Genomic DNA, 11,224 nt, shown 5'->3' with positions numbered 1-11,224 from the left:
CCCTGCAGACCCACCCATCCCCCCGCCCGTACGCTGGACCGGTGACGGACGAAGCTGCCGGCGGTACGACTGCCCGGAACGAGGACCCGCAGACCACCCCGCCTTCGGGGGGCGAGCCCGGCATGCCGTTGGGCGAGGGCGCCGGGGACGGCATGGCGCAGGGGAGTCCGCCGGGCGGGGCTGGGGGCGAGCGCCCCGAGGCTCGGCTTGAGCGGGCGGTGCGGGCGGCCGAGCAGGCGCTGATCGAGTTCGAGATCGCGGTGGAGACCTTCCGGGTCGAGGTGGAGAACTTCTCCCGGCTGCACCATCAGAAGCTCGGCCCGATGTATGCCCGGCTCGATGAGCTGGACGCGCAGATCGCCGAGGCCAGGGCCGCGCAGAGCGGTGATGCCGAGGATCTGCGCAGGGCGCGGGAGGCGCGGGCGGCGGTCATGCCCATGCCGGGGGTCGACGAACTGTTCCACGACTGGATGGATTCCGACGGCCTCTCCCCCGAGGCTGCCTCGATGCTCACCGGCCAGCCGGTGCAGCCGCCCAAGCGGGTCCGGCCGAGTGAGGAGGTGCGCAGGCTGTATCGCGAGCTGGCCCGCAAGGCGCACCCGGATCTGGCGCAGGACGAGGCGGAGCGGGCGCGGCGTGACGAGTTCATCGCCCGGGTCAATGCCGCGTACGGGCGCGGTGACGAGGCGCTGCTGCGGGAGCTGGCCGAGGAGTGGGCGGCGGGTCCGGTGCCGGCCGAGGTGCGGCCCAGCGAGAGCGAGGAGCTGTACGCGCGGCTTGAGTGGCTGAGTCGGCGCAAGGAGTTGCTCGCGTTGCTGGCCCGGGAGCTGGAGGACAGCGCGATCGGTTCGATGCTGCGGATGGCGCCGGACGATCCGGACCGGCTCCTTGAGGAGATCGCCGAGCAGCTGCTGGCCGAGGTGGCCGGTCGCGAGGCTGAGCTCGCGAAGCTGGTGCAGTAGCGTTCGGGGGACCTGCCGGGTTCGTACGAGAGAAGGCATGACCCATGAATTTCGCCCAGCTGCCCTCGGTGGATGTCGCTGAGGTGCCGGCCGACGCCCTGGTGCTCGATGTCCGGGAGGACGACGAGTGGGCGGCGGGGCATGCCGAGGGCGCGCTGCATGTGCCGATGAGCGACTTCGTGGCCCGCTTCGGTGAGGTGACCGAGGCGGTCGCGGACGGGCGCCGGGCGTATGTGATGTGCCGGGTCGGTGGTCGGTCGGCGCAGGTCACGCAGTATCTGGTGCAGCAGGGGATCGACGCGGTGAACGTCGACGGCGGCATGCAGGTGTGGGAGGCGGCCGGCCGCAAGGTCGTCGACGACCAGGGTGCGCCGGGCACGGTCATCTAGCCCTCCCGGCCCCCCCGGAACGCAGTCTTTACGCGCTCTGGCTGAGCGGGTGCGCGGCGAGGAGGTCGCCGAGGGCTTCCTCGTGGGCGGCGGCCGGGCCGAGCGAGAGTTCCAGTTGCTTGGCCCAGGCGTGGTAGCGGTGCAGCACGTAGTCGGTGTCGGCGCCGAAGCCGCCGTGCAGGTGCTGGGCGGTCTGGACGACGCGGCGTACGCCTTCGGAGGCCCAGATCTTGGCGACCGAGACGTCTCCGGCGACGGGCAGCGCGCTCTGGGCGCCGGTGCTGATGCGCCAGGCCGCCTGCCAGAGGGTCGCTTCCATGGCGCGCAGGTCGATGTAGCGGTCGGCCGCCTGGACGGCGACGGCCTGGAACGTGGCGACCGGGTGCCCGAACTGCTCGCGTTTTCCGGTGTATTGGCTGGTCATGTTGAGGACGGCTTCCCCAAGGCCCAGGGCCAGGGCGCAGGTTCCGGTGGCGAGCAGGTTGCGCAGCCATTCCCAGGCGCCGTCCGCGTCGATGACCGCGGCTGTGTCGATGCGCACGGCTTCCAGGTGGAGTTCGGCGAAGCGTTCGCCGGTGGTGGAGATCTGGTCGGCGAGGGTGACGCCCTGCTGGGTGCGGGGGACCAGGGCCAGTACGGTGCGGCCGTCGGTGGTGTGGGCGGGTACGGCGATGCGGTCGCTGGCCTGGGCCCAGGGCACGCCGGTCTGGGCACCGTCGAGTACCCAGTCCTCGCCGTCCCGGCGGGCGGTGACGGCGAGTTCGGCGTCGTCGTGGCCGGTGCGGCCGTTGGCGGCGACGGTCAGGACGAGCTCGCCCCGGCCGATCGCGGGCAGCAGCCGCCGGCTCGACTCGGCCTGGCCGTACCGCTGTACGGCCAGGGCGACCGCGCTGGTCTCCAGGAGCGGCAGCCGGGCGAGGACCTTGGCCGATTCGCGCAGGACCAGGCACAGGGCGATCGGGTCGAGGCCCGCGCCGCCGTACTCGGCGTCGAGAACCAGGCTCAGCAGGTCCGACGCGGCGAGCTTGGCCCACAGTGGGCGGTCGAAGTCGTCGGCGACGGCGCCCGGAGTGAGGGCGGGGCTCGGTACCGCGTCGGGCGCGACGCCGAAGAAGACCGCCTTGGCCGCCTCGACGGCTGCCTGCTGCTCCTCGGTGAAGGTGAAGTCCACGGCCTTGTCCTCCCGCACGCACCGGTTCTGTCCGGGCCGGGGCGTCGCGAGATGAAGTGCGCGCCGCCCGACCCGATCTGACGGTTCGTCAAGATAGAACAGGTTCTATGGGATGGGAATGGGCAGGGCAGCCGACAGGAGGGGAATGGGCGACGCACCGAGTGCCCATGGCCCGGCGCGCACCTCAACCCCTGACCGTCTCCCACCCGCTCACCGGTCGAAGTCCAGCTCCACCTCTCCCGTCGCGGGGTGCGACTGGCAGGCCAGTACGTAGCCCGCCTCCGTCTCTTCCGGCTCCAGCGCGAAGTTGCGCTCCATCCGTACCTCGCCCTTGACCAGGAACGCCCGGCACGTCCCGCACACCCCGCCCTTGCAGGCGTACGGGGCGTCCGCGCGGGCGCGCAGCACCGTTTCCAGGAGGGACTCGCCCTCCTGCACCGGCCAGTTGCCCGAGCGGCCGTCCAGGGTCGCGGTGAGCGTGGCGTGTGCCGGGGCGGCGGCGTTGGCCATCGGGGCCGGTGCCGCGTCGACGTGGAAGATCTCCTGGTGGATGCGGTTGCGGTCGACGCCGAGCCCGCGCAGGGCCTGCTCGGCACCCTGGACGAGACCGAAGGGGCCGCACAGGAACCAGCCGTCGATGTCCGCCACCGGGAGCAGCGCGGGCAGCAGCCCGGCCAGCCGTTCGCGGTCGAGCCGGCCCGAGGGCAGCCCGGACTGCTGTTCCTCCCGGGACAGCACGGTGACCAGCTGGAACCGTTCGGGGTAACGGTCCTTCAGGTCGGCCGTCTCTTCGAGGAACATCGTGGAGGCGGCGCTGCGGTCGCTGCGTATCAGGCAGAACCGCGCCTCGGGCTCGCGGGCGAGCAGGGTCGCCGCGATCGACAGGACCGGCGTGATGCCGCTGCCTCCGACGATCGCCGCGAAGTGCCCGGGGCGCGGTTCCAGGACGAAGCGGCCCATCGGCTCCATGACGTCGACGGTGTCGCCGACGGCGAGTTCCTTGAAGGCGTACGTGGAGAAGGCGCCGCCTTCCACCAGGCGGATGCCGACGCGCAGGACCGGCTCGTCCGGTGCCTCGACGGCGGGCGCGCAGATCGAGTACGTACGGCGGATCTCCTCGCCCCGCACGCTGCGGCGCAGGGCGAGGTGCTGGCCGGGCAGGTGCCGGTAGGCCTCGCGGAGCTCGGGCGGCACGGCGAAGGTGACGGTCACCGAATCGTCCGTGAGCTGCTCGACCTCGCTGACCCGGAGCGGATGGAACATCTACAGCTCCTTGAAGTGGTCGAACGGTTCACGGCACGACACGCAGCGGCGCAGCGCCTTGCACGCGGTGGAGGAGAAGCGGCTGAGCAGCTCGGTGTCGGTGGATCCGCAGTGCGGGCAGCGCACCGACAGGGTGAGCGCGACCGGCCCCTCGGCGGTGTGCGGGCGCGGCGGAGCTATGCCGAACTCGGCGAGTTTGCGGCGGCCTTCCGCGCTGATGTCGTCGGTCGACCAGGCGGGGGACAGCACCCGTACGACCGAGACGTGCGGTATTCCGTGGTCGTGGAGGACGCGCTCGATGTCCGAGGACATGGCTTCCACGGCGGGGCAGCCGGTGTAGGTGGGGGTGAGCTCGACGCGTACCCGGCCCGGCGCTTCGACGTGCACATCGCGCAGCACGCCGAGCTCTTCGAGGGTGAGGACGGGCAGCTCGGGGTCGGGGACGGAGCCGGCGAGGCGGCGCAGCTCGGTCTCCAGGGGCGTGGGTGCGGTGCCGGTCACCATGACGCCCCCGGGTGGCTGCGGTGCAGGTGCTGCATTTCGGCGAGCATCCGCCCGAAGGATTCGGTGTGCAGTCCTTGCCGGCCCGCGCCCGCCGCCCAGGCGCCGGTGCGGGGGCCTTCGGGGACGGTCAGGGTGGCCCGGCCGAGGACCGAGGTCACCGAGGCCGTCCAACGCGTTTCGAGGTCGGCCCAGTCGAGGTCGAGGCCCGGCGCCGGCTGGAACATCTCGCCGGTGAAGCGCCACAGCGCCTCGCAGGCCCGCTGCATCCGCCGGTGGCTCTCCTCGGTGCCGTCGCCGAGCCGCAGGGTCCACTGCTCGGCGTGGTCGCGGTGGTACTCGACCTCCTTGACCGCCTTCGCTGCGAGGGCTGTGAACTCGCCTTCTCCTGCTGCCAGTTCGCCGTACAGCAGGTGCTGGTACGTCGAGAAGTACAGCTGGCGGGCGATGGTGTGGGCGAAGTCGCCATTGGGCTGTTCGACGAGCTGGAGGTTGCGGAAGGCCCGCTCCTCGCGGAGGTAGGCCAGCTCGTCCTCGTCGCCCACCTGCGAGAGCAGCACCCGGGCCTGGCCGAGCAGGTCGAGAGCGATGTTCGCCAGGGCGACCTCCTCTTCGAGGACGGGGGCGTGGCCCGCCCACTCCCCCAGCCGGTGCGAAAGCACCAGGGCGTCGTCGCCGAGGGCGAGGGCGGCGTCCGTCAAAACGATGGCCGTCACAGGTGCTTCACCCCTTCCGGGATCTCGTAGAACGTCGGGTGGCGGTAGGGCTTGTCGGCGGCCGGGTCGAAGAAGGAGTCCTTCTCGTCGGGCGAGGAGGCGCTGATCGCCGCGGACGGCACCACCCAGATCGAGATGCCCTCCGACCTGCGGGTATACAAGTCGCGGGCGTTGCGCAGCGCCATCTCGGCGTCCGGCGCGTGCAGGCTTCCCGCGTGGGTGTGGGACAGTCCGCGGCGCGAGCGCACGAACACCTCCCAGAGCGGCCAGTCGTGCGTGCTCATGCCGTTGCCTCTCCGTTCGGGTGCTGCGCCGCGGCGACGGTTGTCTCCTGCTGGGTCTCATGGGCGCGCTGCGTCTGCTGCTTCGTGGCGTAGGCGGCGGCCGCGTCCCGCACCCAGGCGCCTTCTTCGTGGGCCCGGCGTCGCTGGGTGATCCGCTGCTCGTTGCAGGGGCCGTTGCCCTTGAGGACCTCCCAGAACTCCGTCCAGTCGATCTCGCCGAAGTCGTGGTGGCCGCGATCCTCGTTCCAGCGCAGCTCGGGGTCGGGCAGGGTGAGGCCGAGGCCTTCGGCCTGGCCGACCGCTATGTCCACGAAGCGCTGGCGCAGCTCGTCGTTGGAGTGGCGCTTGATCTTCCAGGTCATCGACTGCGCGGAGTGCGCCGACTCGTCGTCGGGCGGGCCGAACATCATCAGGGATGGCCACCACCAGCGGTTCACCGCGTCCTGCGCCATCGCGTGCTGCTCGGGCGTCCCCTTCGACAGGGTGAGCAGCAGCTCGTAGCCCTGCCGCTGGTGGAAGGACTCCTCCTTGCAGATGCGGACCATCGCCCGGGCGTACGGGCCGTAGGAGCAGCGGCACAGGGGGACCTGGTTGGTGATCGCCGCGCCGTCCACCAGCCAGCCGATCGCGCCGACGTCGGCCCAGGTCAGGGTGGGGTAGTTGAAGATCGAGGAGTACTTCTGGCGCCCCGAGTGCAGCTTGTCGAGGAGCTCGTCGCGGCCGGTGCCGAGCGTTTCGGCCGCGCTGTAGAGGTAGAGGCCGTGCCCGGCCTCGTCCTGGACCTTGGCCATCAGGATGGCCTTGCGGCGCAGGGACGGGGCGCGGGTGATCCAGTTCGCCTCCGGCTGCATGCCGATGATCTCGGAATGGGCGTGCTGGGCCATTTGGCGGACCAGCGAGGAGCGGTACGCCTCGGGCATCCAGTCGCGTGGCTCGATTCGATCGTCCGCGGCGACGGCCGCGTCGAACACCGCCAGGTACGACGCGTCCGTCCCTGCGGCTGCCGTGGCTGTCGCGGTCACTCCGGTCATTCCGGCCCCCTGCCGAGCTGCTGTGCGGCTGTCCACCAACCGACCGATCGTTCGGTTCGATGACTACAATGGTGAGTCGACGGCCCGTAGGGTGTCAACCCTGTGGATAACTCAGTGGGTGCCGATCGGGGCGGGATGGATTCGTACAAGGACGAGACCGGAGCCGGGGGCAAGGCCGACGGAGCGGGATCTGGGCAGGTCAGAGCCGCTTCGGCCGGGTCCGGCGACCCTGCCGCGAGCCGTCCCGGAGCTTCGGCCGAACGGGGTACGGCCCCGGAAACCGGCGCTGCTTCCGGCCCGGGTGATGACGCCGTTTTCGATTCTTCGGCGGATCCGGACCGGGATTCCGCCACGCGGGCGGCGGCCGATCCGGACCGGAATTCCGCCAGCCAGCCGGATCTCGTAACCGTCCCGGACCCCGTTTCCGGCCCCCCTGAGGCACCTGGCCGCGCTGACCCTGGCCCCGCTGAGGCACCCGGCCGCGCCGACGCCCCCGGCCCCATGGGCTCCGGCGGTGCGGGCGCGTCCTCCCGCGGGATCGCCGGGCTGCCCTTCCGGTTCCAGGTCGTGGCCGTCCTCGCGCTCGCGGTCATCGGCGTGATCGCCTGCGTGCAGATCGGGATGGTGTTCCTGCATGTCGCACCCTCCAACACGGTCAGCAAGGAGTACGGCAAGGCCGTCGACGACTGGATCTATCCCGAGTTCGAGCAGAACTGGAAGCTCTTCGCGCCCAATCCGCTGCAGCAGAACATCGACGTCCAGGCGCGCGCCGAGATCAAGATGCCGGGCGGCACGATCAAGACCACCGACTGGATCGACTTCTCGGCCCAGGACGGCGACGCGATCCGGCACAACCCGCTGCCCAGCCACACCGAGCAGAACGAACTGCGCCGCGGCTGGGACTTCTTCGTCGGTTCGCACACCGACGACAACAAGCCGAACGGCCTGCGCGGCGAGCTCTCCGAGCAGTACCTGCGCCGCATCGTGATGCTCCGGCTCGGCGCGCACCGCGACGGCGGCACGGTCGACCGGATCCAGGTCAGGTCCATGACCACATCGGTCAAGGGCCCCTCGTGGAGCGACGAGAAGACCGACACCCGGCCGTCCTACCGGGAGGTGCCGTGGTGGACGGTGACCCCGGCCGACCTGCCCAAGGGCACCGGTGACGCACGCACGGAGGCGAAGCGGTGAGCACGTACGACCACGACGGCCCCACCGCCCGCCCGGCGGAAAGCCCCACCGCCGACCCTGCGGAAGCCCGGCACCCCGGGGCCTCGACCGGTGCCCGGCTCGAAGCCCCCAGGGCCCCCGAAGCCCCCGGCGCGGCCGAGGCCGCCGCCGAGACCCGGGCCGCGCGCGCCGTACGCCTCGTCTCGGCCGCGGCCCTCGGCCCGTACCAGAGCGCGGTCGTCCGGATCGGGTTCTCCGCGACCTGGCTCTTCTTCCTGCTGCGCGAACTGCCCAACCGCCGCGAGCTGTACGGCCCCGACGGCCCCTGGAGCTGGGACCTCGGCAACCGTCTGGTGTCCGGCAACCACGCGTTCACCGCGCTGCTCTGGACCGACAGCACGGTCTGGTTCGAGATCGTGTACGCGCTGGCCATCGTGTCCAGCGCGCTCCTGATGCTGGGCTGGCGCACGCGCACCATGTCCGTCGTCTTCATGATCGGTGTGCTCTCTCTGCAGAATCGCTCCGTCTTCATGGGGGACGGTGGTGACAACGTCATCCACCTGATGGCGATCTATCTGGTCTTCACGCGGTGCGCGCAGGTCTGGTCGCTGGATGCGCGGCGCCTCGCGCGCGGGGTGCGCCAGGACCGGGTCGGCCCGGTGCTGTGGGCGGTGTGCGGCCTCGGGCTGCTCGTCGGCACCTGGCGTACGTCCGGGTCCGGTGTCTTCGGCGGCGGCGAGTGGTGGCTGTGGGTCGTGTTCTGGGGCATGTGGGCCGTGCAGGGGCTGTGGTGGGCGGTGGGCAGGTTCGCCGACGCCGACGCGCGGGCGCTGCTCGACGTCCTCGGCAACCTGGTCCACAACGCGGCCATGGTCGTGATCATGGCGGAGGTCTGTCTGGTCTACGCGACCGCCGGCTGGTACAAGATCCAGGGCAGCCGCTGGCAGGACGGGACCGCGCTGTTCTACCCGCTGAAGCTGGACTACTTCTCGCCGTGGCCCGAACTCTCCTCCCTGCTGGGCACGAGCGGGGTGATCGTGATGCTGCTCACTTATGGAACGGTCATGGTCCAAGTGGCGTTCCCGTTCACGCTGTTCAATCGACGGGTCAAGAACGTGCTGCTCGTGGCGATGATGCTGGAGCACGCCGGGATCGCGGTCCTGCTCGGGCTGCCGTTCTTCTCGCTGGCGATGATCGCCGCGGACTCCGTGTTCCTGCCGACGTCGTTCCTGCGCAAGGTGGGCGCGTACGCGGGCCGGCTGCGGCCGGGCGCGCGCCTTCCCGAGCAGCGCCGGGAGCGGGCGGAGCAGGCCGAGCGGCCACGTACGCTCGTGGGGTGAGCAGCACCGAACAGCCGGCCCCGGCCGAGGACGCCCCGGCCGGCGACCCCATCCAGTACGACGAAGGCTTCGGCCCGGCCGAGGTCGGGGTGGGCCCGCACCCTCAGCCCTGGCCCGAGGGCGAGCGGTACGACCCGGAGCTGCTCGCGCACGGCGACCGGCGCAATGTCGTCGACGCCTACCGGTACTGGACACGCGAGGCGATCGTCGCCGACCTCGACACCCGGCGGCACGACTTCCACGTGGCCGTCGAGAACTGGGGCCACGACTTCAACATCGGATCCGTGGTGCGGACCGCGAACGCGTTCCTGGCCAAGGAGATCCACATCGTCGGGCGGCGCCGCTGGAACCGCCGCGGGGCGATGGTCACCGACCGCTACCAGCACGTCCGCCACCACCCGGACACCGAGTCGCTGACCGCGTGGGCCCTCGCGGAGGGCGTGCCGATCATCGGCATCGACAACCTGCCCGGCGCGGTTCCGCTGGAGCGGACCGAGCTGCCGCGCCGGTGTGTGCTGCTCTTCGGCCAGGAGGGCCCAGGGCTTACCGAAGAGGCCCGTAAGCACGCCCATATGGTGTGCTCCATCGCGCAGTTCGGCTCCACGCGCTCCATCAACGCGGGAGCCGCGGCGGCCATCGCGATGCACTCCTGGGTGCAGAGGCACGCCACCATTCCCGACTGACGCACCTCCGCTCCCGCGAGGCCTGTGCTCAGGCCTGCCTGCGGACCTCCACCACGCGGAACCGGTTGGCCACGAACGCCCCGTCGCACAGGGCCGCGTTGGCCGCCGGGTTGCCGCCCGAACCGTGGAAGTCGGAGAAGGCGGCCGTCTGGTTGACGTACACCCCGCCCGTCAGGTTCAGCGACAGCTGGGCCGACTCGTCCAGGCAGACGTCCTCGATCGAGCGCTCCACCTCCGGCGAGGTGGTGTACGCGCCGACCGTCATCGCGCCCTTGTCGCGGACCGTGCGGCGCAGCAGCTCGACCGCGTCCGCCGTGGAGTCGACAGCGACGGCGAAGGAGACCGGGCCGAAGCACTCCGAGAGGTAGACGGCCTCCGCGTCCGGCTTCGCGCCGTCCAGCTTGACGATCACCGGGGTGCGGACCACCGCGTCCGGGAACTCGGGGTTGGCCACCTCCCTTGAGGGCAGGGCGACTTCGCCGAGGCCGGGGGCCGCGTCCAGACGGGTCTTCACGTCGGGGTTGACGAGGGCGCCGAGCAGCGCGTTGGCCCGGGCGTCGTCGCCGAGCAGGCCGCCGACCGCGCCCGCGAGGTCGCCGACGACCTCGTCGTACGACTTCTTGCCCGCGTCCGTGTTGATGCCGTCGCGGGGGATCAGCAGGTTCTGCGGGGTGGTGCACATCTGGCCGCTGTACAGGGACAGCGAGAAGGACAGGTTGGCGAGCATGCCCTTGTAGTTGTCGGTGGAGTCGATGACCACCGTGTTGACGCCGGCCTTCTCGGTGTAGACCTGCGCCTGGCGGGCGTTGGCCTCCAGCCAGTCGCCGAACGCGGAGGAGCCCGTGTAGTCGATGATCTTGATTTCGGGGCGGACCGCGAGGGTCTTGGCGATGCCCTCGCCCGGCCGCTCGGCGGCGAGCGCCACCAGGTTGGGGTCGAAGCCCGCCTCGGCGAGCACCTCGCGCGCCATCTTCACCGTCATCGCCAGCGGCAGGACCGCGCGCGGGTGCGGCTTGACCAGGACCGGGTTTCCGGTGGCCAGCGAGGCGAACAGGCCCGGGTAGCCGTTCCACGTCGGGAAGGTGTTGCAGCCGATCAGCAGGGCGATGCCGCGCCCGGCCGGGGTGAACGTCTTGGTGAGCTCCAGGGGCTCGCGCTTGCCCTGCGGCTTGGACCAGGCGGCGCTGCCCGACGGCGTGCGGGTCTGCTCCTGGTAGGCGTACGCGACGGCTTCCAGGCCGCGGTCCTGGGCGTGCGGCCCGCCCGCCTGGAACGCCATCATGAAGGCCTGGCCGCTGGTGTGCATGACCGCGTGCGCGAACTCGTGGGTACGCGCGCCGATCCGGGCCAGGATCTCGATGCAGACCAGAGCCCGCGTCTCGGGCCCGGCGGCCCGCCAGTCGGCCATCCCGGCCCGCATCGCGGGCAGCAGCACATCGAGGTCGGGGTGGGGGTACTGGACGCCCAACTCGATGCCGTAGGGCGAGACTTCGGCGCCCGTCCAGTCGTCGGTGCCCGGCTGGTCGAGGTCGAAGCGACGGTTCAGGAGCGCGTCGAAGGCGGCTTTGCCGTCCTCGGCGCCCGTCTCCCCGTAGGCCTTGGGGTGCTCCGGATGCGGCGACCAGTACGCACGCGTGCGGATCGCCTCCAGGGCCCCGTCCAAGGTGGGCCTGTGCTTCTCGGTCAGCTGCATGGCGAGCAACTCCTCGTCGAG

12 protein-coding genes are annotated in these 11,224 nt (G+C 71.2%); 5 read left to right on the top strand and 7 right to left on the bottom strand.

Annotated features, from left to right (window positions below):
* The first annotated feature begins 41 nt into the window (after positions 1-41).
* Both ADK54_RS31795 and ADK54_RS31790 read left to right on the top strand, forming a co-directional pair.
* Positions 42-962, top strand: a complete 921-nt coding sequence (locus ADK54_RS31795) for a J domain-containing protein (RefSeq protein WP_078966787.1) — start codon at positions 42-44, stop codon at positions 960-962.
* Positions 963-1,006: 44 nt separating this feature from the next.
* Positions 1,007-1,351: a rhodanese-like domain-containing protein gene (locus tag ADK54_RS31790; protein ID WP_053729231.1), complete on the top strand. Its 345-nt coding sequence runs from the start codon at positions 1,007-1,009 to the stop codon at positions 1,349-1,351.
* Positions 1,352-1,379: 28 nt separating this feature from the next.
* On the opposite strand, the gene ADK54_RS31785 is transcribed toward ADK54_RS31790, so the two are convergent.
* From ADK54_RS31785 to paaA, 6 genes are all read right to left on the bottom strand, one after another.
* Positions 1,380-2,522: an acyl-CoA dehydrogenase family protein gene (locus tag ADK54_RS31785; protein WP_053729232.1), complete on the bottom strand. Its 1,143-nt coding sequence runs from the start codon at positions 2,520-2,522 to the stop codon at positions 1,380-1,382.
* Between the two features lie 210 nt (positions 2,523-2,732).
* Positions 2,733-3,785, bottom strand: a complete 1,053-nt coding sequence (locus ADK54_RS31780) for a 2Fe-2S iron-sulfur cluster-binding protein (RefSeq protein ID WP_053729230.1) — start codon at positions 3,783-3,785, stop codon at positions 2,733-2,735.
* Positions 3,786-4,289 carry a 1,2-phenylacetyl-CoA epoxidase subunit PaaD gene (gene paaD / locus ADK54_RS31775; RefSeq protein WP_053729229.1) on the bottom strand — a complete coding sequence of 168 codons (504 nt, stop codon included), beginning with the start codon at positions 4,287-4,289 and terminating at the stop codon, positions 3,786-3,788.
* Entirely contained in the window at positions 4,283-5,002 is a 720-nt protein-coding gene (gene paaC, locus ADK54_RS31770; protein ID WP_053729228.1) for a 1,2-phenylacetyl-CoA epoxidase subunit PaaC, read from the bottom strand. The genes paaD and paaC overlap by 7 nt, the downstream gene beginning before the upstream one ends.
* Positions 4,999-5,286 carry a 1,2-phenylacetyl-CoA epoxidase subunit PaaB gene (paaB, locus tag ADK54_RS31765; RefSeq protein WP_053729227.1) on the bottom strand — a complete coding sequence of 96 codons (288 nt, stop codon included), beginning with the start codon at positions 5,284-5,286 and terminating at the stop codon, positions 4,999-5,001. The genes paaC and paaB overlap by 4 nt, the downstream gene beginning before the upstream one ends.
* On the bottom strand, positions 5,283-6,317 hold the full coding sequence (gene paaA, locus ADK54_RS31760) for a 1,2-phenylacetyl-CoA epoxidase subunit PaaA (protein ID WP_053729226.1): 1,035 nt from the start codon (positions 6,315-6,317) through the stop codon (positions 5,283-5,285). The genes paaB and paaA overlap by 4 nt, the downstream gene beginning before the upstream one ends.
* Before the next feature lie 501 nt (positions 6,318-6,818).
* Here paaA and ADK54_RS31755 point away from each other — a divergent pair.
* The 3 genes from ADK54_RS31755 to ADK54_RS31745 are packed head-to-tail and all read left to right on the top strand — an operon-like array spanning position 6,819 to position 9,510.
* Positions 6,819-7,508 (top strand): DUF5819 family protein, encoded by a 690-nt coding sequence (locus ADK54_RS31755; protein WP_053729225.1) that lies wholly within the window; start codon positions 6,819-6,821, stop codon positions 7,506-7,508.
* On the top strand, positions 7,505-8,827 hold the full coding sequence (locus tag ADK54_RS31750) for an HTTM domain-containing protein (protein ID WP_078966785.1): 1,323 nt from the start codon (positions 7,505-7,507) through the stop codon (positions 8,825-8,827). Before ADK54_RS31755 ends, ADK54_RS31750 begins: the two co-directional genes overlap by 4 nt.
* A complete protein-coding gene (locus ADK54_RS31745) occupies positions 8,824-9,510 on the top strand; it encodes a TrmH family RNA methyltransferase (RefSeq protein WP_053729224.1) in 687 nt (228 codons plus the stop codon). Before ADK54_RS31750 ends, ADK54_RS31745 begins: the two co-directional genes overlap by 4 nt.
* A gap of 28 nt (positions 9,511-9,538) precedes the next feature.
* On the opposite strand, the gene paaN is transcribed toward ADK54_RS31745, so the two are convergent.
* Positions 9,539-11,203, bottom strand: coding sequence for a phenylacetic acid degradation protein PaaN (gene paaN, locus ADK54_RS31740; RefSeq protein ID WP_053729223.1), 1,665 nt, complete (start codon positions 11,201-11,203; stop codon positions 9,539-9,541).
* Positions 11,204-11,224 lie beyond the last annotated feature (21 nt).

It is taken from the genome of Streptomyces sp. WM6378, assembly GCF_001279695.1.
In the GTDB taxonomy this organism is placed as follows: Bacteria; Actinomycetota; Actinomycetes; order Streptomycetales; family Streptomycetaceae; genus Streptomyces.
Note: the sequence above shows the minus strand (reverse complement) of the source record. Positions and strands in the feature narration are given on the sequence as shown.

Coding starts and splice junctions, on each gene's coding strand:
- ADK54_RS31790 (WP_053729231.1), top strand. CDS start 1,007: ATGAATTTCGCCCAGCTGCCCTCGGTGGATGTCGCTGAGGTGCCGGCC.
- ADK54_RS31780 (WP_053729230.1), bottom strand. CDS start 3,785: ATGTTCCATCCGCTCCGGGTCAGCGAGGTCGAGCAGCTCACGGACGAT.
- paaD (WP_053729229.1), bottom strand. CDS start 4,289: ATGGTGACCGGCACCGCACCCACGCCCCTGGAGACCGAGCTGCGCCGC.
- paaB (WP_053729227.1), bottom strand. CDS start 5,286: ATGAGCACGCACGACTGGCCGCTCTGGGAGGTGTTCGTGCGCTCGCGC.
- paaA (WP_053729226.1), bottom strand. CDS start 6,317: ATGACCGGAGTGACCGCGACAGCCACGGCAGCCGCAGGGACGGACGCG.
- ADK54_RS31755 (WP_053729225.1), top strand. CDS start 6,819: ATGGGCTCCGGCGGTGCGGGCGCGTCCTCCCGCGGGATCGCCGGGCTG.
- paaN (WP_053729223.1), bottom strand. CDS start 11,203: ATGCAGCTGACCGAGAAGCACAGGCCCACCTTGGACGGGGCCCTGGAG.